The organism is Mangrovihabitans endophyticus (assembly GCF_014646155.1).
In the GTDB taxonomy this organism is placed as follows: domain Bacteria; phylum Actinomycetota; class Actinomycetes; order Mycobacteriales; family Micromonosporaceae; genus Actinoplanes; species Actinoplanes endophyticus.
Window position 1 is genome coordinate 248,228 of sequence record NZ_BMMX01000002.1, and the last position, 23,295, is coordinate 271,522.

The 23,295-nt window shown below is 71.8% G+C and carries 12 protein-coding genes; 7 read left to right on the forward strand and 5 right to left on the reverse strand.

Annotated features, from left to right (window positions below; all coding sequences use genetic code 11):
- Nucleotides 1-6 precede the first annotated feature (6 nt).
- Entirely contained in the window at nucleotides 7-681 is a 675-nt protein-coding gene (locus tag IEY73_RS05680; protein ID WP_189078010.1) for an O-methyltransferase, read from the reverse strand.
- Between the two features lie 174 nt (nucleotides 682-855).
- Here IEY73_RS05680 and IEY73_RS05685 point away from each other — a divergent pair, with 174 nt between their 5' ends.
- The 3 genes from IEY73_RS05685 to IEY73_RS05695 are packed head-to-tail and all read left to right on the forward strand — an operon-like array spanning nucleotide 856 to nucleotide 8,092.
- Nucleotides 856-4,053 (forward strand): non-ribosomal peptide synthetase, encoded by a 3,198-nt coding sequence (locus IEY73_RS05685; protein WP_189078011.1) that lies wholly within the window; start codon nucleotides 856-858, stop codon nucleotides 4,051-4,053.
- Nucleotides 4,050-7,226 (forward strand): non-ribosomal peptide synthetase, encoded by a 3,177-nt coding sequence (locus IEY73_RS05690; protein WP_189078012.1) that lies wholly within the window; start codon nucleotides 4,050-4,052, stop codon nucleotides 7,224-7,226. The genes IEY73_RS05685 and IEY73_RS05690 overlap by 4 nt, the downstream gene beginning before the upstream one ends.
- Nucleotides 7,223-8,092 carry a TIGR03621 family F420-dependent LLM class oxidoreductase gene (locus IEY73_RS05695; protein ID WP_189078013.1) on the forward strand — a complete coding sequence of 290 codons (870 nt, stop codon included), beginning with the start codon at nucleotides 7,223-7,225 and terminating at the stop codon, nucleotides 8,090-8,092. The genes IEY73_RS05690 and IEY73_RS05695 overlap by 4 nt, the downstream gene beginning before the upstream one ends.
- 22 nt (nucleotides 8,093-8,114) lie before the next feature.
- Here IEY73_RS05695 and IEY73_RS05700 read toward each other — a convergent pair whose 3' ends face one another.
- The gene (locus IEY73_RS05700) at nucleotides 8,115-9,140 is read right to left on the reverse strand and encodes a MupA/Atu3671 family FMN-dependent luciferase-like monooxygenase (RefSeq protein WP_189078014.1); all 1,026 of its coding nucleotides are present in this window, start codon (nucleotides 9,138-9,140) and stop codon (nucleotides 8,115-8,117) included.
- Nucleotides 9,141-9,182: 42 nt separating this feature from the next.
- Nucleotides 9,183-10,028, reverse strand: a complete 846-nt coding sequence (locus IEY73_RS05705; RefSeq protein WP_189078015.1) for a fumarylacetoacetate hydrolase family protein — start codon at nucleotides 10,026-10,028, stop codon at nucleotides 9,183-9,185.
- Between the two features lie 268 nt (nucleotides 10,029-10,296).
- Between IEY73_RS05705 and IEY73_RS05710 the strand changes: the two genes are divergently transcribed.
- The 3 genes from IEY73_RS05710 to IEY73_RS05720 are packed head-to-tail and all read left to right on the forward strand — an operon-like array spanning nucleotide 10,297 to nucleotide 15,582.
- Nucleotides 10,297-11,085, forward strand: coding sequence for a thioesterase II family protein (locus IEY73_RS05710; RefSeq protein WP_189078016.1), 789 nt, complete (start codon nucleotides 10,297-10,299; stop codon nucleotides 11,083-11,085).
- Between the two features lie 2 nt (nucleotides 11,086-11,087).
- Complete coding sequence (locus tag IEY73_RS05715; RefSeq protein WP_229715608.1) at nucleotides 11,088-12,668, forward strand: condensation domain-containing protein; 1,581 nt, start codon at nucleotides 11,088-11,090, stop codon at nucleotides 12,666-12,668.
- Entirely contained in the window at nucleotides 12,661-15,582 is a 2,922-nt protein-coding gene (locus tag IEY73_RS05720; protein WP_189078018.1) for a type I polyketide synthase, read from the forward strand. Before IEY73_RS05715 ends, IEY73_RS05720 begins: the two co-directional genes overlap by 8 nt.
- 96 nt (nucleotides 15,583-15,678) lie before the next feature.
- Here the strand turns inward: IEY73_RS05720 and IEY73_RS05725 are convergent, their stop codons facing one another.
- A complete protein-coding gene (locus IEY73_RS05725) occupies nucleotides 15,679-16,371 on the reverse strand; it encodes a helix-turn-helix transcriptional regulator (RefSeq protein WP_189078019.1) in 693 nt (230 codons plus the stop codon).
- A 1,131-nt stretch (nucleotides 16,372-17,502) separates the two neighbouring features.
- On the reverse strand, nucleotides 17,503-17,760 hold the full coding sequence (locus IEY73_RS05730) for a hypothetical protein (RefSeq protein WP_189078020.1): 258 nt from the start codon (nucleotides 17,758-17,760) through the stop codon (nucleotides 17,503-17,505).
- Nucleotides 17,761-18,213: 453 nt separating this feature from the next.
- Here IEY73_RS05730 and IEY73_RS05735 point away from each other — a divergent pair, with 453 nt between their 5' ends.
- Nucleotides 18,214-23,280, forward strand: a complete 5,067-nt coding sequence (locus tag IEY73_RS05735) for a beta-ketoacyl synthase N-terminal-like domain-containing protein (protein ID WP_444543368.1) — start codon at nucleotides 18,214-18,216, stop codon at nucleotides 23,278-23,280.
- Nucleotides 23,281-23,295: the final 15 nt, after the last annotated feature.

Below are 23,295 nucleotides of genomic sequence, written 5' to 3' on the forward strand. Positions count from 1 at the left end.
TGACCGTCAGACCGGGCGCTTGCGTGCCAGGGTGATCCCGTCGGCCATCGGCAGCATCGTGAGATCGATCCGCTCGTCGGCTTGCAGCGCCCGGTTCAGCTCCCGGACGGCGACGGCGTCCCGGTCGGTGGCACCGGGATCGGCGGCCCGCCCGAACAGCACGGTGTTGTCGATGACGACCAGCCCGCCCGGCCGTAGGAGGATCAGCGAGCGCTCGTAGTAGTCCCGGTAACGCGCCTTGTCGGCGTCGATGAAGACCAGGTCGATGCCGTCGGGGCCGTACGCTGGGTCCCCGATCACGTCGTCGAGGACGGCGGCGGCCGGGCCCACCCGTACCTCGATGCGGTCGTCGACGCCGGCTTTCGCCCAGTACGGACGGCCGATCTCCGGCCACTTGGCGGAGATGTCGCAGGTGACCACGCGGCCCCCGCTGCCCACCGCCCGGGCCAGGCACAGGGTGCTGTAACCGGTGTAGGTGCCGACCTCCACCACGGAGACGGCCCCGGTCGACGCGGCCAGCACGCAGAGGAACTGCCCCTGCAGGGGCGAGACCGGGAAGGTCGTTCCCCCGGGCAGTCCCGTGGTCTCTTCGCGCAGTTCACGCAGCACGTCGTCCTCGCGCAGGGACACCGATTCGACGTACTCCAGCAGGGGGCCGGAAAACTGCAGATGAGAGGCCATACGGCCACCGTAGGACGGGCGGGCGGCCCGGTTCGCGGGGGAAGGACCGCAAGTGCACGGAATTGCTCCCCCGGCGGCCATGCCGGGCGTTCGCCGGTGTCGGCCGCCGCCGTTCCCGGCACTTTTGATCCCAGCGGTTCGGCTCCACGACCGTCACGACGAGGGGGTCCGGGCATGGCTGAACAGGTCGCTTCTGCGCTGTCGTCGGCCGAGCAGCGACTGTGGTTCCAGTGGCAGTTGCGGCCGGACGGCGCCGAGTACAACACCCCCCTGGCGTACCGGTTGACCGGGCCGCTCGACGTGCCGGCCCTGCGCCGTGCGGTGGACGAGCTGGCCGCGCGGCACGAGGTGCTGCGTACTCGCTATCCCGCGACCGGTGGGGTCTCCCGGCACGTCGACCCGCCCGGACCGGTGCCGTGGACCTCCACCGACCTGCGGCGGGTGGCCCCCGCCCAACGGGAGAGCCGAGTCGGCGAGGTTGTCCACGCCGCGGCCGGCACCCCGTTCGACCTGACCGCCGGGCCCGTCTTCCGGGCGGTCCTGATCGAGGTGGGCGCCGCGGACCACGTCCTCGTGCTGGTCTTTCACCACATCGTCGTCGACGGCTGGTCGCTCGAGATCATCACCCGGGACCTGCGGGACCTCTACACGGGACGGACGCCGGAGCCGGCCGGGCGGTACGCCGACTTCATCGCCGCCGAGCAGCGGATGCTCGCCGGTCCTCGCCCGGCGCGGGCCCTGGCCTTCTGGCGGGAGTACCTCGCCGGGGCACCGGCCGAGCTGACCCTGCCCAACGACCGGCCCGCGCCCCCCAATCCCGGCCACGGCGCCGGAGCACACCCGTTCACGCTGCCCGCGAGCGTGCTCGACACCGTCCGGGCGGTCGTCCGCGAGCAGCGGGTGACGCCGTTCCTGATCATGTTGTCGGCGTACGCGGTCACCCTGGCCACGACGACGGGCAGCCGTGACGTCGTGATCGGCGTCCCCGCTGCCGGCCGGTCCGGGACAGGCACCGAGAACACCGTCGGCCTGTTCATCAACATGCTGCCGATCCGGGTACGCGTCGGCCCCCGCACGACCTTCGCCGACCTGGTGCGGGAGGTGATGGCCTCGTTCGTGTCCGCGTACGAGTTCGAGGACGTCCCGTTCCAGCGCCTGGTGGAGGAACTGGCCCCGCCGCGCACCGGGGACCGGCACCCGGTGTTCCAGACGGCGTTCAGCTATCAGGACGGGGGTGGCTGCGGCCTGGAGCTGACCGGGCTGACCGCGCACCGGCTGGCCGTCCCCGGCGGTACCGCCAAGTACGAGCTCACTCTGGACGCCACCTGGGGCCCGGATCACACCGCCGGGAGCATCGGCTACCGCACCGACATGGTGGACGCCGGTGTCGCCGCCCTGATCGCCGAGCGGTTCTGCCACGTGATGGCCACCCTGACAGCCGATCCCGGTTGCCCGCTGGGCTCGCTGCCGATGCTGCCCCCGGACGAGGCCGCGCTGCTGCTGGGCCTGGGCGGGCAACCCCCGCTCACGACCGAGCCGGTGCACACCGCCGTCCGGCGGCACGCTGTCGAGCGGCCCGGCACCCTCGCCGTCGCCGACGGGGACACCGCGTTGACCTACGAGCATCTGGACCGGGCCGCCACCCGGCTCGCCGGTGAGTTGACCGGGGCCGGTGCATCCGGTCCGGACGCCGTCGTGGCCGTCTGCCTGCCCCGGGGCGCCGAGCTGGTCACCGCCGTCCTCGGCGTGCTGTACACGGGCGCCGCGTACCTGCCGTTGGATCCGGCCCACCCCGTGCACCGGCGGCGTACCGTGCTCGACGAGGCAGCCCCGGTCGCTGCCGTCGTCACCAGCGCCGCCTACGGCCCCGACTTCCCGGATCATCCGGTGCTCGGCGTGCCGCCGGTCGCCGGGAACCCGCCGGCCGTCCCGGGAGCGCGGACCGGCGGCCGGGCGTACGTCATCTTCACCTCGGGGTCGACGGGCCGCCCGAAAGGGGTGGCCGTCGGACATGCCCCGCTGGCGAACCTGGTCGCCTGGTACGGCCGGACTGTCGGCCTGCGCCCCGGGGACCGGACCGCACTGGTGGCAGCGCCCGGGTTCGACGCGTCCGCCCTGGAGATCTGGGGAGCCCTGGCAGCCGGCGCCACCCTCGACGTCGCGCCCCCGGAATCGCTGCTGTCGCCCGTGGAGCTGCGGGACTGGCTGGTGCGACGGAATGTCACGCACACGTTCCTACCCACCCCGCTGGCCGAGCGGCTGGCCGCACTCCGGTGGCCCCCGGACTCCGCCCTGCGCACCGTCCTGGCCGGTGGCGACCGGTTGCGCCGCCCCACGCCTCCGGGGCCGCCCTTCACGCTCCTCAACGGGTACGGCCCGACCGAGTCCACTGTGGCCGCCACCTACGCGAGCGTCGACCCCACCGACGAGCGCGCCCCGTCGATCGGGCGGCCGCTGCCGGGCGTCCGCGCCCTGGTCCTCGACGGCGACCTGCGGCTCACTCCCGTCGGGCTGGTCGGCGAGCTGTACCTCGGCGGGTCCGCGCTCGCGTTCGGCTATGTGGGCAGGCCCGGCGCCACCGCCGAGAAGTTCGTGCCCGACCCCTACGGCCCGCCCGGCGCCCGGCTGTACCGCACCGGGGACCTCGTGCGCGTACGACCCGACGGGATGCTGCACTTCGCCGGGCGCAACGACACCCAGGTGAAGGTCCGCGGGTTTCGGATCGAACCCGCGGAGATCGAGGACGCCCTGCGCGGACAGCCCGGCGTCCGCGACGCGATCGCCGTCGTCGAGCCCGGCCCCGGCGACGACGGGGTGCTCACCGCGTACCTCGTCCCGTCCGGCGCCGTGGCCCCCGACGCCGTGGCCCCCGACGCCGGGGTTCTGCGGCGCCGTCTCGCCGAGGTGCTCCCCCAGTACATGGTTCCGGCCCGTTTGTGCGCCGTCGAGGGCTGGCCGCTGACCGCGAACGGCAAACTCGACCGGGCCGCCCTGCGCCGCGACGCGACCGAGCTCGCTGGCCACCGGGACGTCCGCACCCTCCCGCAGAACCCGATGGAGATGCTTGTCGCCGCGGTGTGGGCCGAGGTGCTGGGCCACGACGCGATCACCAGCGACGACAACTTCTTCGACCTCGGCGGGCACTCCCTGCAACTGATGACCATCCGCGACCGGCTGGCGCGCGACCTGGGCCGCCCCGTGCCGATCGTCACCCTCTACGAGCACCCGACCGTACGCGCGCTGGCCCGTCACCTCGGCCAGGCCGCGCCCGGACGGCACGAACCCGCCCCCACCCCGGCGCGGGAGTCCGAAGCCGGCCTGCGACGGCTGGCGTCCCTGCGCACGGCCCGCGGCAGAAGGAGCGAACGTTGACCGATCCGATAGCGCACCCCGCGATCGTCGCGATGGCGTGCCGTTTCCCCGGCGCCGACACCCCGGAGCCGACCACCGCGGACGCCCGGCTGCGTCCGGCCTCGCAGGCCCAGCGCCGGCTGTGGTTCCTGGACGAGCTCTCCCCCGCCAGCACGGCCTACCATGTCGCCCTCCCGCTGCGGCTGCGCGGCCCGCTCGACGTCGCGGAGCTGCGCCGGGCCCTGACCGAGACGATCGGGCGGCACGAAAGTCTGCGTACGACCTTCGAGCTCGTCGACGGCGACCTCTACCAGCGGATCGCGCCGGCCGGCGAGGCCGAGTTGCCCGTCGTCGACCTGACGGGCGTACCGGAATCCGACCGTGAGGCGGCGGCGGTGGACCTGGCGGACGCGGAGGCGGCGAAGCCCTTCCATCTGGACCGGGCGCCGCTGGTGCGGGTCGTCCTGGGCCGGCTGGCCGACGACGATCACGTGCTGTGCCTCACGTGCCACCACATCGTCTGTGACGGGCAGTCGATCGGCATTCTGTTCGCCGAGTTGTCGGCCCGGTATCCCCGCGACGCCGCCCCGCTCCCCGCGCTGCCGATGCAGTTCGCCGACCACGCCCAGGCCGAACGGGACCTGCTCGACGATGCGCGGCTGCAGAAATCGCTGCAGCACTGGCGGGAAACCCTCACCGGAGCTCCGGAACTGCTCGAGCTGCCGTCGAGCCGGAGCCGGCCGGCCGTGCAGGGCCACGCGGCGGACACCCGAGTCGCCCCGATCGACCCGCTGGTCTGGACGGGGCTGCTGCGGGTCGCGCGGGAGCACAACGTGACCGCGTACATGGCGCTGCTGGCGGCGTACGCGGCCCTGCTGTCCCGGCTGACCGGCGCCGACGACGTGGTGATCGGCTCACCGGCCGCGGGCCGGGGCCGTCACGAGCTCGAACCGCTGATCGGCATGTTCGTCAACACGCTGCCGCTGCGCATCGATCTGAGCGGTGAGCCGTCCTACCGCGAGTTGCTAGGCCGGGTGCGGCGCACCACTCTGGACGCCATCACCCACCAGCAGGTGCCTCTTGAGACGATCCTCAACGAGGTCCGGCTGACCCGCGCCACCAGCTACGACCCGCTGTTCCAGACCACGTTCGCGCTCGAGCCACCGCTGCCCCGGCCCGCGATCGACGGCGTGGCGGTCGAGATCCTGCCCGCCGGGCAGCCCGACACCTACACCGACATGCGGCTGGACGTGCGAGCGGAGGGCGACGCTGCGGTCGCCTACTTCCGCTACCGCACCGAGCTGTTCGCGAGTGAGGACGTACGCCGGCTCGCCGGGCAGTTCCAGCGCGTCCTGGCCGCCGTCGTCGCAGACCCGGACGTGCGAGTTCCGGAGCTGGAGCTGCTGAGTCGTGAGGAACGCGCCGTCATCCTGCGGCAGTGGAGCCGATCGGGGCCGGCCTACCCGTGGCAGGGACCCGTCCACGAGTGGATCTGGCGTCAGGCGGCCCTTGCCCCCGGGGCCGTGGCGGTCGTCACCAACGGCGAGACCGTCTCGTACGCCGATCTGATCCACCGTGCCGACCGGCTGGCCGCGACGCTGGTGGCCCGCGGCGCCGGACGCGGACCGGTCGCCCTGTGCCTGCCCCGCGGCACGGACCTCGTCGTGGCGATCCTGGCCGTCATGCGGGCGGGTGCGGCGTTCATGCCACTGGCCACCGACGACCCGGCGAACCGGCTGACCGCGATGATCGAGCACGCGGGCGCGATGCTCGTCCTGGCCGACGAACGGCACGCTGGGCCGCTGCGGCAGGCCGGCGTCACAGTGCTCGACCCCGGTGCCGCCGACGACGATCCCGCCCTGCCGGAGCCGCCCGAGGTCACGCCCGGCGATCTCGCGTACGTCCTGCACACCTCGGGATCGACGGGCACGCCCAAGCCCGTGGCCGTCCCGCACCGTGGACTGGCGAACCGGATCACGCACCTGCGGCGCAGTCAGGGGCTGACCGCGCAGGACCGGGCGCTGTACAGGACGCCGTACACGTTCGACGTCTCGGTGGAGGAGCTGCTGCTACCGCTGGTCGTGGGTGCCGCGGTCGTGCCGGCCCGGCCCGGTGACCACCGGGACACGGCTCATCTGGCGGACCTGATCGAACGCACCGGCGTCACCACCGCCACCTTTGTCCCGCCGCTGCTGGAGGCGTTCCTGGCGGAGCCGGCGGCCCGGCGGTGCCGCAGCCTGCGCCGGGTGCTGTGCTTCGGTCAGGCGCTCACCACCGATCTGCGCGACGAATTCCTGCGGGTGCTGCCGTGGGCGCGGCTGGTCAACTGCTACGGCCCGACCGAGGCGTCCATCGCGGTCACCGAATGGGAGTGCCGTCCGGGCGACCGGAGCTCGCCGGTACCCATCGGCCGTCCGATGCCGGGAGCCGAGATCTATGTGCTCGACGAGCGGCTGCAGCCCGTACCGGTGGGTGTCGCTGGTGAGCTCCTGCTCGGCGGGGTGGCCCTGGCGCGCGGCTATCTGGGCCGCCCGGACCTGACCGCCGATCGTTTCGTGCCGCACCCGTTCGCGACGGGTGAGCGGCTCTACCGTACCGGTGACGTGGTCCGGTGGCGGGCCGACGCGGCGCTGGAGTATCTGGGTCGCAACGACCGCCAGCTCAAGGTGCGCGGGATCAGGGTCGAACCGGATGAGGTCGTGGGTGTCCTGCGCCGCCATCCCGGGGTACGCGAAGCCGTGGTGACCGTGGCCGAGACGGGGGTTGTGGCGTACGTCGTCCCGGCAGGCGACGACGCGGACCTGGAGCGGGCGGTGCTGGATCACGCCCGCGCCTGGCTGCCCCGCTATCTCGTGCCGGTGGGGATCGCTGTGGTGCCCGCCGTGCCGCTGACCCGCAGCGGCAAGACCGACATCTCCGCGCTCCCGCCTGTACGGCCTCCGGCCGTGGCGAAGGGGCGGGCGCCCGAGGGCTCCACGGAGTGTGCCCTGGCCGGCATCTGGGGTGCTCTGCTGGGCCGCGAGCCCGGCGCCGAGGACGACGTCTTCACCCTCGGTGCCGAATCGCTGATGAGCATCCGGGCTGTCCAGCTCGCACGGGCGGCCGGGATCATGCTGTCCGTCGAGGACGTCTTCCGCTGCCCCAGCGTGGCCGAACAGGCGGCAACCGCAGCCCGGCGGGTGGCGGAGCAGTGAGGGAGTGCGCCCTGACGAAGCCGTTCCGATTCGGCGCCATCCTGGCCGGCACCGACGACCGGGGCGTCTGGCAGCAGCGGTGCAGACTGGTGGAACAGCTCGGCTACGACACCATCAACGTCGCCGATCACGTATCCGGCCACGCGCCTCTGCTCGCCCTGACCGCCGCCGCCGCGGTGACCGAACGCGTACGGCTGGGTACGTACGTCCTGAACACCGCGCTGCATCCACCGGGGTTGACGGCCCGCGACGTCCTGACCGCACACCGGTTGAGCGGCGGCCGACTGGAAGCGGGCCTCGGCGCCGGCTACGACAAGGCCGATTTCGTACGGGCGGGCGTGCCTCGCCCCCCGTTCGGCGAGCGGGTGACCCGGCTCGCCGACACGGCCGCGGCACTGGCCGGCAGCGGAGCGGGCCGGCCGGAGATCCTGGTGGGCGGGGGTGGCCTGCGCGTGCTGGGGGTGGCCGCGCAGCACGGCGACATCCTGGCGTTCAGCGGCGCGGCCCCGCAACCGCTGGGTACGCCCGGCCGGCAGTCCCTGCTCGGGCCCGGCGAGCTGGCCGAGCGGGTACGGCTGGCGACGAACACCCAGGGCCGCGCGGCGGAGCTCGAACGCAACCTGATGGTGCAGAAGGTGCTCGTCACCGGCGACCGTCGGACCGCGGCGCAGGCCCTGCACCACCGCTTTCCTCACCTGGGCGTCGACGACCTGCTCTGCCTTCCGACGCTACTGATCGGAACCGTCGACCAGATCGCGGACGACCTGGTCGAGCACCGGCGTCGCTACGGTTTCTCCTATCTGAGCGTGCCGGGCCAGTTCGCGGCGGCGTTCGCCCCGGTCGTCAAGCTGCTGAGCGGGCGGTGACGGTCCGGCGATACCGGCCGGGTCAGCGGCTCCGGTCGGAGAGATCCTTGATCAGCGCCAGTCCGGCCAGCACGGTCGCGGTGGGCAGGCCGAAGTCGATCAGGCAGGCGACCTCGTCGACGCCGGCCTCGGCGAACCGTTCGACGAGGCGGGCGGCCTTGTCCACCGAGCCGAGCAGGCCGCCGTCCTGGAAGTAGCGGTCGAACGAGCGACCGACGAGGAAATCTCTGTCCTGTTCGGACAGTTGACTGGGGTCGACGGCGGCGGCCCCGCCGGGCCTCGTGCCCAACAGCAACTGCAAAGAGCTGCGGATGTAGGTGCTCAAGGGCTCGCGAACGAGGTCCTTGGCCATCGCTTCATCGTCGTTGAGATACGTGTGCACCATCAGCACGACGTGACCGGGCCCGTCACACGCCTGGCGGTACGCCTTGATCTTCACGGTCAGGGAGTCCAGGTCCTGCCCGAGCACGTGCGTCAGCAGGCCGGCGCCGTGCCGGCCGGCGTTACGGAAGGTCTCGACGCCACCCGCGCTGGTGACCCAGACCGGCATCTCCGGCCGGACGGGCGGCGGGTAGACGCCGACCTGCGTCAGGCCTCCGGTTCCGTCGACCACCTCGATCGTCTCGCCGCGCCACAGCCGACGTACCTGTTCGAGGTTCTCGAGCATCACCTCACGCCGGTCCGGGTACGTCTCCGGCTTGAGCGCGAAGTCGGTCGTGTGCCAGCCCGAGGCGAACGACACCCCGGCCCGGCCGCCGGAGAGGTTGTCCACCATGGACCACTCTTCGGCGATGCGCAGCGGGTTGTGCAAGGGTGCCACCACGCTACCGGCCCGGATCTGGATCCGTTCGGTGACGGTGGCGATCGCGGCCGAGGTCACCGCCGGGTTGGGGTAGAGCCCGCCGAACGGGTGGAAGTGCCGCTCGGGTGTCCACACCGCGGCCAGTCCGTTCGCGTCGGCGAACTTGGCGCCCTCGATCAACAGCCGGTAGCGGTCACCGGCCCCGGATGCGCTGTCGTTGGCGAAGTAGAACAGGCTGAAGTCCATCTCGGCTCCTCGTCCTGCTGGATGTCGCGCGCCGCGGCGAGATCACAGACTCCCGTCGACGAGCGGGATTTCGAGTCGGCCGAGACCCTCGATCTCGGTCATCAGCGTCTCCCCCGGTCGCAGGAAACGCTGCGGCTTGCGGCCCATCCCGACGCCGGCCGGGCTACCCGTGAAGATCAGGTCACCCGCGAACAACCGGCAGATGCCAGAGATGTACGCGATCAGTGCCGGCACCGAACGGATCAGCTCCTTGGTGCGGCTCTCCTGCAACACCTCATCGCCGATCCAGCCGCGAAGGGCCAGGTCGTCCCGGTCGCCGATCTCGTCCAGCGTGACCACGGCCGGGCCGGTCGGCGAGAAACCGGCGAACGACTTGCCCATCGAGTACTGCGGGGCCGGACCGCGCCCCTGCACCGACCGCTCGGAGAGATCCTGGCCGACGGTCAGCCCGGCGACGTGCGACCACGCCTCCGACTCGGACACCCGGCTCGCCTCCCTGCCGATCACCGCGACCAACTCGGCTTCGTAGTCCACGACGGCCGACGGCAGCGCAACCGGCGTGGCCGGGCCGCCCAGCGAACTCGGAAACTTGGTGAAGATCATCGGGAACTCCGGCGTCGGCACCCGGGCCGCGGCGACGTGGTCGGCATAGTTCAGGCCGACCGCGAAGACCTGCCGCGGCTCCGGCACCGGAGCACCCAGATCCCCTGTCGCGTACGGGATCCGGTCGGCTCCCTCGACGCCGGTGACCTCGGCGCGGAACTGCGTCCAGCGGTCGAGGACGTCGCGGGGCGCCGGCCCGTACTTGCCGTCGGTCAGCTCGGCCACATCCACGGCACCCCCGTCCACCAGCAGCACGGCTCGTCCGGCCAGGTTTGCCAATCGCATCAGATCCGCCCCCTGGAGGGTCGTCGGCTGGTGGGACGCTCGCAATCTACGGGACGTGGACCTGGCGGGCGAGGGAGCCCACGTAAGGATCGCGGGCGCGGCCCTGGCTGACATTCGATTCGGCCCTTCTGGTCATCAACGCCCCTTCCTCCTCGACAGCGGCGGCAACCGATGAGCACCTTGGGGCGACGGGCGGATCGACGGCGATCGAGGGGTGGCTCAAGGTGACAGTGCAGGTCGGAGAATCCATCACGGCCGGTGGTGACCGTTGCTGAGTAGCGGGCCGGACAAGTGGCTGCTCCGGTTTCCGACGTCGGACCGGCCGGTGGCGCGGCTGGTGTGCCTGGCCGGTGCCGGTGGGTCGGCCCCGATCTTCCACGCCTGGGCCGAGGCGCTCGCCCCCGACGTCGAGGTGTGCGGGGTCGTACCACCCGGCCGCGGGCAGAGGTTCAGCGAGCCACCGCTGACTCGCATGGAGCCGTACGCCGATGCCCTGGCCGAGGTGCTGTGCGACGGCGGTCGGATGCCGCTGGTGTTGTTCGGGCACAGCCTCGGATCGCTGATCGCCTACGAGGTCGCCCGGCGGCTTCAGGACCGTGCAGACGTGGATCTGGTCGGCGTGGTCATGGCCGCGCACACCGCACCTGGCCACAGCACCACCGGCTTCGACTCGCGGTCGGCCGGTGACGACCGGTTGCTGCAATTCATCCGGGAGGCCGGCGGCACCCCCGTCGAGTTGCTCGACGACCCCACCGTGCGGCGCATGGTCATCGCCGCGTTGCGGGCCGACTTCCTGCTCGAAGCCGAATACCGTCCCGCGCGGCGCGACCAGCTCTCCGTCGCCCTGCAGGTCCACGGTGGGCGAGACGATCCGCAGGTCCTCCCGAGCCATCTCGCCACCTGGCAGGAGTTCGCCGGTGGTGAGTTCGACCTGCGGCTGCATCCGGGCGGGCACTTCTTCTTCGCCGAGGACGGCGCGGCCCCTCTTCTCGCGTCCATCAGGTCGCTGCTGACCCGGCAGGCCACGGCGGAGGGCCGACCCGGAGCGATGCCGTGACGATGACCGGCTTCAACCAGCTCTCCCCGGCGCAGCTAGCGATCTGGGTGGCCGACGAACTCGCCGGCGCCGACTCGCCGTTCACCATCAACCGGTTGTGGACGCTGGACGGCCCGCTGGACATCGGCGCCCTGAACGCCGCGCTGGGTTCGGTCGTCGACCGCCACGAGGCCCTGCGCACCGCAGTCGTCACCACCGAGGGACAGCCCTGGCAACGGGTTCTGCCCGACGTGCCGGTGGCCGTCGAAGTGTTGTCCGGCAAGGCCGCCCTGGTGCGTTTCTTCACCGAGCGCTTGGATCCGGCGACCCCGCCCGCGCTGCGCCTGGCCGTCCTCACGGGTGTGGGCACATCGCGGCAGCAGCTCGCGCTACGGGCCCACCACCTGCTGTGCGACGGCACGAGCCTCGGCGTCGTCCTGGCGGATCTGGCAGCGGCCTACCGCCCAGGCGTCACCCCGCCCAGGCCGGCGCCGGGATTCCAGACCTGGTGGCGCGCGCAGTCGGAGGAACTGGAATCTGATCGCGCGCGCGCCGTCGTTCACCGGTGGCGGGACCGCCTGACCCCCGGACGGGTACCGGTCTCGCCGCCACCCGACCGGCCGCGACCGGCGGAGCCGAGCTATCGGGGCCTGGGCACGGCGTTCGGGCTCTCCCACGACATGATGGCCCGGTTGGACGCGCTCGCCGCGGCGTACCGGACGACGACCTTCACCCTGTTGCTGGCGTGCGTGCATCTGATGGTCGGCCGCAGCGCCGGGGTGGACGACGTCACGGTGGGTGTCACCACCTCCGGCCGAGGCGAGGGCGACGGTGAGGTGGTCGGGATGCTGGCCGGCACGGCACCGGTACGTGTCGACCTGACCCGGGCGGCGACGGTCGAGGAGTTGGTCCGGCAGATCCGGACCGGCCTGGCCGAGCTGCTGGAATTGGGCACGACGCCGTTCGACGCCGTTCTGGCGCGGCTGGACCTGTCCCGCAAGGACGGCGACCATCCGCTGTTCCGGGTCATCGTCACCCACCTGGACGAAAGGGAGCGGCCGGCGCTGCGCCTCGGGGACGCCGCCGCCACCGAGCTTCCCCTGCCCGCCGGGGTGCCCACGCGGGCGCGCACCGACGTGACCGTGGAGCTGATCCGCACCCACGCGGGGTTGCGCTGCCGGTTGGAGCTCAGCGCCGACCGCTACGAGGTGGCGACCGCCGCGAAACTCTCCGACTGGCTGCGGCACATCGTGACCGACCTGGTGGAGCAACCGGGCCGACCGCTGGAGGAGTACGGCTCGCCGTTCGCACCGGCGCCGGTTGTCATCGCCGAGCCCGCCGCCGAGGTCCCGGAGGAGGCCTCGGACGCCGCCGTGGACCTCGTTGTCGACGTGTGGCAACAGGTCCTGGGACGCCCGGTCATCGCGGGCCAGTCGTTCTTCGAGCTCGGCGGCACCTCGCACGCACTGATACGGGTGCGCGCCCTGCTGCACCGGCGGGGTTACGACGTCCCACTGATCCGCCTGTTCAGCCACCCGACCGTAGGGTCCCTTGCCGCGGTGCTCGACGAACGCGCCGCGGCAGAAGGAGCGAACGTTGACTGATCCGGTAGCACACCCCGCGAGCATCGCGATCGTCGCGATGGCGTGCCGTTTCCCCGGCGGCGACACCCCTGAGCAGTTCTGGGCCGGCGTCGAGGCTGGTGTCGACGCCGTCCGCCCATTCACCGACGAGGAGCTTGAGCGGTGGTCCGGCGGCACACCCCGTCCGGTGGACCCGCGGTACGTCAACCGGCACGGTGTCGTCGAGGGTATGGGCGAGTTCGACGCCCCGTTCTTCGGGTACACCAGCCGCGACGCCGACATGCTCAACCCCGCGCACCGGTTGTTCCTCGAGTGTTCCTGGGAGGCTCTGGAACGGGCCGGCTACGACCCGGCGAACGTGCCCGGGACGGTCGGGATCTACGGTGGTGCGGGCCGCAACGGCTACGACGACGTCGTCCGGAGCCGTCCCGACCTGTTCCCCGGCCTCGACGACTTCGCCGTCCGGCTGGCCAACGAACCGGAGCATCTGTGCTCGCGGGTGGCCTACAAGCTCGGGCTGACCGGGCCGGCGGTGGCCGTCATGACGGTCTGCTCCACCTCGCTGGTCGCCGTGCACGAGGCGAGCCGGGCCCTGCTCGCGGGCGACTGCGACACCGCGTTGGCCGGTGGCGTCACCGTGCAGGTGCCCCGGCGCGGCTATTGGTACCAGGAAAACGGCGTGATGTCTCCGGACGGGCGGTGCCGCGCGTTCGCCACCGGAGCCGCCGGCATCGTCGCGGGCGACGGCGCCGGCGTGGTGGTACTGCGCCGGTTGGCGGACGCGATCGACGACGGCGACCCGATCCTCGCGGTCGTCCGCGGCAGCGCCGTCAACAACGACGGACGGCGCCGGGCCGGGTTCACCGCTCCGAGTGTGCAGGGCCAGGCCGAGGTGATCCGCGCCGCGCACGACGTCGCGGACGTGGAACCGGCCAGCATCGGCTACCTTGAGGCGCACGGCACGGGCACCCCGGTCGGCGACCCGATCGAGATCGCGGCGCTGGCCGAGGTGTTCGCGGGCTGCGGGCTGGCGCCGGGCAGCGTACCGATCGGTTCGGTCAAGACCACCATCGGGCACACCGATACCGCGGCGGGGGCGGCCGGCCTGATCAAGGCGGTCATGATGCTGCGCCACCGCCGGATCGCGCCGAGCCTGGGATTCGACGCGCCGAACCCGGAGATCGACTTCGCGGCCACCCCGTTCGTGGTGCCTACCGCGAGCCGAGACTGGGAGTCACCGGGCGGGCCGCGCCGCGCCGGGGTGAGCTCGTTCGGTGTCGGCGGGGTGAACGCCCACGTGGTGCTCGAAGAGGCTCCCCCGCGTCCGGAGCGCACGACGGCACCGGCACGGGCCGAGGTGCTCGTGCTGTCCGCCCGTAGCCCCGGGGCGCTCGCCGCGATGGCCGGCACTCTGCTTGAGCACCTGCGCGCCCGGCCGGACCAGCGGCTCGACGAGGTCGCCTGGACGTTGCAGAGCGGACGGCACCCGTTCGCTCACCGAGGCCACCTGGTCCGGTCGCGCCGCGACCCGGACGCCGAGCCCAAATTCCGGCTGTCCACGGCACCCGCGGGGAACCCGAGCGTCACCTTCCTGCTGCCCGGGCAGGGGTCGCAGCGGCCCGGCATGACCCGGCAGTTGTACGACGAGGTGCCCGGCTTCCGCGCCGTGCTGGACGAATGCTGCGACCTGCTGCGCCCGGTGCTCGGCCGGGATCTGCGCGACCTGCTGTACGGCGATGACACGGGCCGGGCCGCCCGCGAGCTGGAGCGCGTCGAGGTCTCCCAGCCCGCCCTGTTCGCGATCGACTACGCGCTGGCGCGCACCTGGATGGACCGGGGGGTGATGCCCGGTGCGATGATCGGTCACAGCCTCGGCGAACTCGTGGCCGCCTGCCTGGCCGGGGTGCTCACCCTGAGTGACGCCGCCACGGCGATCGGGGTGCGGGCGTCCGTGCTGGCCGAGATGCCACCGGGCGCGATGCTGGCGGTGTCGCTGCCCGAGGAGCAGGTCCGGGATCTCGTCAACGGCCAGACCCTCGCCCTGGCCGCTGTCAACGGGCCGCAGCAGTGCGTTGTGGCCGGCACCTCCGAACTCGTCGCCGAGCTCGGCGAGCGGCTGGCCAGCGGCGGTGTGCACAGCCGTCCGGTCGCCGCCGGCCACGCCTTTCACACCCCGCTGATGGAACCCGCGGTGGGCAAGGTTCGCGATCACCTGAGCGGTGTCGCGCTGCGGGCGCCGTCCATCGCCTTCGTCTCGACCATCTCCGGCGACTGGATCACCGACGAGCAGGCCACCGACCCCGGTTTCTGGGCGGGGCAGCTCAGCAGCCCGGTGTTGTTCGAACCCGCGCTGCGAACTCTGCTGGCCACGACCCCCGACGGCGTCCTGCTCGAGACGGGACCGGGCCAGACGCTCAGCTCGCTGGCCACCCTGCGGCCCAAGGAGTCACGGCGCCGGGCGCTGCCCTCACTGGGCGACGTGACCAAGGCCGGTGACGAGTTCGCGGCCCTGCTCAACACCACCGGGCACCTGTGGCAGGCCGGGGTGCCGGTGGATTGGCGGGCCTGGCACCCGGAGGAGGCGACGCCGCGGGTGACCCTGCCGACGTACGCCTTCCAACGCCGCACCCATCTGGTGTTCCCACGGCGCGACCCGGCCCCGGCGTCCCGGCCGGCTCTGGCGGGTGAAGCTCCGGCGCCCTCTGCCGGCTCGGTGCGCGACACCGTGCGGGATCTGTTCCAGCAGGTTCTCGGCTGCGACGACCAGCTTGACGATCCGCACTTCTTCGAGCAGGGCGGTGACTCCCTGACCGCGATGCGGCTGACTACCCTGCTCGACGAGACGTTCGGCGTGGCCCCGTCGCTGGAAGCGGTGTTCGAGGCGCCCACGGTCGGCGAGCTGGCCGCGGTTGTCGAGCGCCTGAGTGGACAGTGAACCCTTTCAACCTGGCATCGAGCCCGTCGGTTGCGCGCCGGCGACCAGCGGTGGCATCGGCGGCCTCGCCACGGTGACAAGGTTCAGTGATGACGGTCAGATCGCTCCGGCGCGCAACGCGTAGGAGACGGCATGCGCCCGGTTGCGCAGGTTCAGCCGTGACGTCAGGTCCTGGATGATCTTCTTGATCGTCCGCTCCGAATAGTGCAGGCGTTCCGCGATCTCGGCGGTGTCCTCCCCCTCGGACAGCAGCCTGAGCACCTCGGTTTCGCGCACGGTGAGCCCGCCGGGCATCAGCCCGAACTCGGAGCGCATCAGGGCGTAGTTGGCCCGGGCCCCGTCGATCAGCCAGCGGGTCACGTGGTCGGAGAGGATCGAGCGTCCGCAGTAACTGGCCAGCACAGCCTGGGCCATCGTGCGCGGCGTGATGGCGTGGCGCGGCAGGATGCTGACCACCCCGCACGCGATCGCCCGGGCCAGGTGGTGCTCCCGGATCGGCGCGGTGACCAGCACCATGCACTGCTCCGGGTTCTCCGCGGCCGACGCCAGGGCCGACATCTCGCCCAGGACCTCGCTGGTGAGCGAGCGAGCCAGAACCAGGACCACGTCGCAGTCGGCACCGCCTTCCTGGGTCAGGCGGATCTCCGGGACCGAGGTGAGAAAGCTCTCCATCGCGGTGGCCAGCCTGGTGTCGGCGGCGGCGGGTGACGCCAGAATGGACAGTCCGATCGCTCCCGGCGATGTTCCGGGCGCCTTCGTGATAGCGGTGTCCACGCAGGTCGTTGCCATGTTGCTCTCCACGAGATCGGACGGGGGCGGCGCCTGACGCGCGACGCCCCGGGCTCGACGGAATAGGAATGACGGCCTTGAATCACTTCTTGATGTGTCGTAGCGCCGGTGAGGCGCGGCCGGAACCCCGGGCCAAAGTGCCGTCGTGCCGGACGAACGGCCGCTGCGGCCGATGGAGCAGCGGAACCGGCACGTAATTGACCGTGCCCTCAAGACCGAATTTTGATCGTCGACGTATGCGGTGCTCGCAGCGTGTCGTCAGAGCGCAGTCGGTGCATCGGCAGTGCCGGCGCGCCGCCCGGTCGTGCGCCGCCGCGCAGCGTCGGCATTCCGCGCTCCCCTTATTTTTCTGTCCGGTGCTCGCAGCCCGTGCGGGGACGCCCGGGAACGCACGTGATCTGGGGAAGGTTGGCAACTGGTCACGCACGGCGTCAGCGGCTCGTGCGGCAAAGACAGTGAATCCGGCGGCCCCCGCCGCCGGGAACCGGAACCGGGCATCCGCACGCCGCCTGACTCGCCGCGAATGGTGCTGGTGGACGATGCCTACCGGGTGGCCGTCGGTGACACCGAGTTCCGTACGTGTGAGGGCACCGGAGCGATGCCGTCGTCGATTGCCGACTGGCTGTCCGCAGTCGAACGCACACCGTTCACCGGAGCGCTTGTCCGCTTGCGTCAGGGACGGACGGCGACCGTTCACTGTCACGGTCCGCTGGCCCCGTGCAGCACCAACCGGGCCGGGTTGGGGTCCTGGGGTCGCCGCGGTCACCCCCGTAGTGCGCGGTGATCGCGTGGATCGGATGTCGCCGGTCAGTGAACCTTTTTCACCGTGGCGAGGCCGGCAGGTGCCGCCGCTGGTCGACGGCGGGTAACCGACGGGCTCGATGCCAGGTTGAAAAAGGTTCAGTGCGGCCAGGGTGGTCGTGGCTATCAACCCGCATGCCCCCAAGGTGATTATCCTTGAACAAGGAGTGATGACAGGACAGGATATTCCACTGTGCTCTGACGGACCGAGCAAACCTGGGCGGCACGTTGTCGTGATTACGACGTAAATGCTTTGGCGAGCTCAGCCCAGAACTCGGGATACCACAATGCACTACGGATCAGTTGCAGCTCCCCGCACAAGGCCGGCGGCTAGCGGGGGTAATGCTGATCTGCCATATGGCAGTTCGACGTGTAGCTGTTGCAGGAGAGTTTTCCTTGAAGCTGCGGAGCAGTGAACCATCCCAGCGCACCACTGACAGCACCGACGCAAACGGCCAGAGTTGCCTGGAGCGGTCCCGGGCGTTCGGAAAAGCCGACAATTTCTTTTATGATCTCCGCACCGGCGACTGACACGGCGAAGACTGCGGCCATCGCCGCTCGCCGCAAACCGTTGCCGAGATCATGCACAGGCTGAGGATACTCTCGACAGTCAAGTGCACACTTCTCGCGAGTGACCCACGTCGGCGCGCCGCAAAGATGAGAACGGCCACTGTGGCCCGCAAAAGAGATGAAGGCCACAGTGGTCGTTCATGACTTCCGATAGGGACGATCGACGCGACGCGGGCCCAGCGCGAAGGCGGCGTTGCGGCCCGCCACACATCAGGGACAGTCACGCATCGGCGACAGCACAGCCGGGCCGCGCGGGATTGTAGCCACAGCGTCGAATGCATTCAATATCGGAGCCCTGGCGGGAACACAACCTGGCGCCCCGGTACACACCCGGTGTCCCCGGCGGGGAATCCATTGCCTCGCGGTCACGCTGCGATGCAATCTCTGACCGCATGCTTCGGGCGACTCATGACGAAGGTTTGTGACTGCATGAACGATCACGACGGGTCCGCGCAGGATCGATTGAGGCGGATGTCGAGTCCGGAACGTCATCGCTTCGCCATGGACACGATGCGGCGCCTTGTCGGATCGGACGCGTTCGGCGCGATGGTCCCCTTCCGGCGGATGGGCGTCTACCGTGATCGGGCGGCTCAATTCCGTGCGGAACTGGGTGCGGAGCTGGGCCTGACGCTGCGCGCCACGGTGCTCTTCGACTACCCGCACCCCCAGGCGCTGGCGCACTTTCTCGCCGGGCTCGCCGGTGGGCCGGCGGCCCCGCAGGACCCGCACCCGGGGCAGGCCGCCCCCTCGCCCGCCGCCGGTGAACCCGTGGCGATCGTGGGAATGGCCTGCCGGCTGCCGGGCGGTGTGGAGTCACCCGACGACCTGTGGCAGGTGGTGTCGGACAGGGTCGACACCGTGGGCGACTTCCCGGTGGACCGCGGATGGGACCCGGAGCTGTACGACACCGACCCGACGGCGTCGGGCAAGTCAGTCACCCGGCGGGGCAACTTCCTGCGGGACGCGGCGGGATTCGACGCGGAGTTTTTCGGCATCGCGCCACGTGAGGCCCTGGGCATGGACCCGCAGCAGCGCCTGCTGCTGGAGACCGCCTGGGAAGCGGTCGAGAGCGCCGGCATCGATCCGACGACGCTGCGGGACAGCGACACCGGTGTCTTCGCCGGCATCATCTCCCAGGATTACCTGCTCGGCCTGGACAGGGCACCGCGACAGGTCGAGGGTTACGCGCTCACCGGTTCGTTCACGAGCGTGGCCTCCGGGCGCATAGCGTATTTCCTCGGGCTGACCGGACCCGCGATCACGGTGGACACGGCCTGTTCGTCCTCGCTGGTGTCGGCGCATCTGGCGGCGCAGGCGCTGCGCCGCGGCGAATGCTCCCTGGCCCTGGCCGGCGGCGCGACGGTGATGGCGACCCCGGGCGTGTTCGTCGAGTTCAGCCGCAAGCGGGGGTTGTCCGCCGACGGCCGCTGCAAATCGTTCGCGGCGGCAGCGGACGGCACGGGCTGGGGTGAGGGCGCGGCCGTCCTGCTGCTCGAACGGCTGTCGGACGCGCATCGCAACGGCCACCGCGTCCTCGCGGTCGTCCGAGGCTCCGCGGTCAACCAGGACGGCGCGTCCAACGGTCTGACCGCGCCGAACGGCCCCGCACAGCAGCGGGTGATCCGGCAGGCGCTGCGCGACGGCGGTCTCACGCCCGCCGACGTCGGCGCGGTCGAGGCGCACGGCACCGGCACCACGCTCGGCGACCCGATCGAGGCACAGGCGTTGCTCGCGGTGTACGGCCAGGACAGGCGGAGCCCGCTGCAACTCGGCTCGCTGAAATCGAACATCGGGCACACCCAGGGGGCGGCCGGCGTGGCCGGGGTGATCAAATCCGTGCTGGCCCTGCGGCACGAGAGCCTCCCGGCGACCCTGCACGTGGACGCCCCTTCGCCGCATGTGGACTGGTCGGCCGGCACGGTCGAACTGCTCACCGAAGCGAAGCCGTGGCCACGTGGGGACGCACCGCGCCGGATCGGCGTGTCGGCCTTCGGCGCCAGCGGCACCAACGCCCACGTGATCGTCGAGGAGCCCCCCGCCGCCGATCCCGAGCCCTCAGCCAGCAACCGTGAGTCCTCGGCCACCGGCTCCGAGACCGCGGCCGTCGAGACCGGCCCGCTGCGGCCGTTTCTGCTGTCGGCCCGGTCGACAGCGGCGCTGCCGGAGCAGGCTCGCCGGCTGGCCACCCACCTACGCGGCCACCCGGACCTGAGCCTGGACGACGTCGCCCGGTCGCTGGCCACCAGCCGGGCCGCCCTTGAGCACCGGACGGTCGTGCTCGCCGCCGACCGGGACACGCTGCTGCGCGGCCTGGAGGGGAAACCGGCAGCGCGCGGCGTCGCGAGCGCCGAGCGGAGAGTGGCCCTGCTGTTCAGCGGGCAGGGGTCGCAGCGCCCGGGCATGGGCCGCGGGCTCAGCGAGCGGTTCGAGGTGTTCCGCGCGGCCTACGACGAGGTCTACCGCTACCTGGACCCGGCAGTCCGGGACGCGGCGACCGGCTCCGGCGACGGCGCCGGACTGCTCGACCAGACCCGCTACACCCAGCCGGCGCTGTTCGCCTACCAGGTGGCGGTCTTCCGGCTCCTGGAGCACTGGGGTGTGTTCCCGGAGTTCGTGGCCGGGCACTCGATCGGCGAACTGGCCGCCGCTCACGTGGCCGGCGTGCTCTCCCTGCCGGACGCGGCCACGCTGGTGACGGCCCGCGGCCGGCTGATGCAGGCGCTGCCGCCCGGTGGCGCCATGGTGGCCGTGGAGGCTTCGGAGCAGGAGCTTCGCCGGCTGCTGTGCGAGGGCGCCGACATCGCAGCCGTCAACGGTCCCCGCGCGGTCGTGCTGTCCGGCGACGAGGACGCGGTCGCTGCCGTGGTCGGCCGGCTGCCGGACAGGTGCAAGCGGCTCAACGTCAGCCACGCGTTCCACTCCGCGCGGATGGAGCCGATGCTCGCCGAGTTCCGTGCGGTCGCCGAGCGCATCTCGTACCGGGCACCGCAGATCCCGTTCGTGTCCACCCTGACCGGCGAGCCCGTCGGGACCTTCGACGCCGGCTACTGGGTGCGGCACGCCCGGGAGACGGTGCGGTTCCACGACGGCGTCCAGTGGCTGCACCGCGAGGGTGTGACCGACTTCGTGGAGATCGGCCCTTCGGGGGTGCTGTCCCCCATGGTCCACGCGGGTCTGCCGCAGGGCTCGCCGACGGTCGTCCCCGTCGCAACCAAGCACCACCCGGAGACCGGATCGCTGCTCACGGCCCTTGCCGAACTGCATGTCCGCGGCGTGCAGCTCGACTGGAACGCGGTGCTGCCCGGCGCCGTCGTGCCCCTGCCCACCTATGCCTTCCAGCACCGTCGTTTCTGGCTCGATTCCGAGGTACGGCCGCCCGCCCGGCCCGCCGAAGCATCCCCGGCCTCGGTCACCCGCACTGCCGCCCCCGCGTCTGCATCCGGCCGCACAGACCTGCTCGACCTGGTGCTGACCGAGATGGCCGAGGTCCTCGGCTACGAGTCCGCCGGGGAGATGCCCCCGGACTCGGCCTTCAAGGAGCTCGGCTTCGACTCCATCGCGATCCTGATGCTGGCGGAGACGCTCACCGAGGCGACCGGGGTCCCGCTGCCCGCGACGGCCATGTTCAGCCACCCCACGGCGAACTCCCTGGCACGCTATCTGGCCGACCCCGGCGGCACCGACGAGCCGGTGACCGCCGAGGCCGGAGCCGACGAGGACGACATCGCCGTCGTGGCGATGAGCTGCCGCTACCCCGGCGGGATCGGCTCGCCCGAGGACCTCTGGCGGGTGGTGTCCGAAGGGCTCGACGTCATCTCCGACTTTCCGGGCGACCGCGGCTGGGACCTCGACGAGCTGTACGACCCGGACCCCGACCACCCGTACACCTCCTACACCCGCTCCGGTGGCTTCCTCACCGACGTGGCGGGCTTCGACGCGGAGTTCTTCGGCATCCCCCCGCGCGAGGCGCTGACCATGGACCCGCAGCAGAGGCTGGCGCTGGAGACCTCCTGGGAGGCGTTCGAGCGGGCCGGCATCGATCCGGCGTCGTTGCGCGGCGGCCGTACCGGCGTCTTCGTCGGTACCGACCGCAACGACTACGCGGACCTGCTCAAACGGCAGCCCGAAGCGACCGGCTACCTCACCACCGGCAGCATGCTGTCGGGTCGCGTGGCCTACACCTTCGGCCTTGAGGGCCCGGCGCTGAGCATCGACACGGCCTGCTCCTCCTCCCTGGTCGCGATCCACCTCGCCGCTCAGGCCCTGCGCCGCGGTGAATGCCCCCTGGCGCTGGCCGGTGGTGTCACGGTGATGGCCACCCCCGAGCCCTTCGTGGCATTCAGCCGGCAACGGGGCCTCGCCGCCGACGGCCGGATCAAGTCGTTCGCCGACGCCGCCGACGGCACGTCCTGGGCCGAGGGCATCGGTTTCCTGGTCCTGGAACGGGTGTCCGACGCCCGCCGCAACGGCCATCCGGTCCACGCCCTCATCCGTGGCTCGGCCGTCAACCAGGACGGCGCGTCCAACGGGCTCACCGCGCCCAACGGCCTCGCCCAGCAGCATCTGATCCGGCAGGCCCTGGCCAACGCCCGGTTGAACCCCGCCGACGTGGACGCCGTCGAGGCGCACGCCACGGGCACCGTACTGGGAGATCCGATCGAGGCGGAGGCCCTGATCGCCACGTACGGCCGGCAGCGCACCACTCCCCTGTACCTCGGATCGATCAAGTCCAACATCGGGCACACCCAGGCGGCGGCCGGCGTCGCCGGTGTCATCAAGATGGTGCAGGCCATGCGGCACGGCGTCCTGCCCCGGACCCTGCACGTCGACGAACCGTCGACCCGGGTGGCCTGGACGGCGGGGCAGGTGGAGTTGCTCACCGAGCCCGTACCGTGGCCGGGAGACGACCGGCCCCGTCGCGCGGGGGTGTCGTCGTTCGGCATCTCCGGCACCAACGCCCACCTCATCCTCGAACAGCCCCCGGCCGCGCAGACCCCCGAGCCTCCCGGGCCGACACGTCAGTTCGAGCACACGCGGTACTGGCCGCAGGAACCGGTCGCCCCGACGGCCGAGCCCGACCGGTCGCTGGGTGAGCGGCTGGCCGCGATGCCGGACGAGGACCGCGACCGGGTGCTGCGCAACCTGGTCCGCACGGAGGTCGCGGCCGTGCTGGGACACGCGGGGGCGGTACCGGAGGACCGGACGTTTCGTGACCTCGGGTTCGACTCGCTGACCGTGACCACGCTCGGCAGGCGGCTGCGGGCGGCGACCGGGCTGCGCCTGCCCAACACGCTGGTGTTCGACTTTCCGACGCCGGCCGACCTCGCCACCCACATCGCCGGCGAGTTCCACCGCAGGGACGACCTCGCCGAGGTGGAGCGGTCCGTCGACGCGCTGGACGACGCGTCCCGCGCCGCGCTGGCCGAGCGGGTGCGCGCCCTGCTGCGCCGGCTCGAACCGGCCGGCGCGGGCGAACTCAGCTCCGTCAGCAACGCGGAGATGTTCGAACTCCTCGACCGCGAACTCGGCTCACCGTGACCCGCCGGAAGGTAA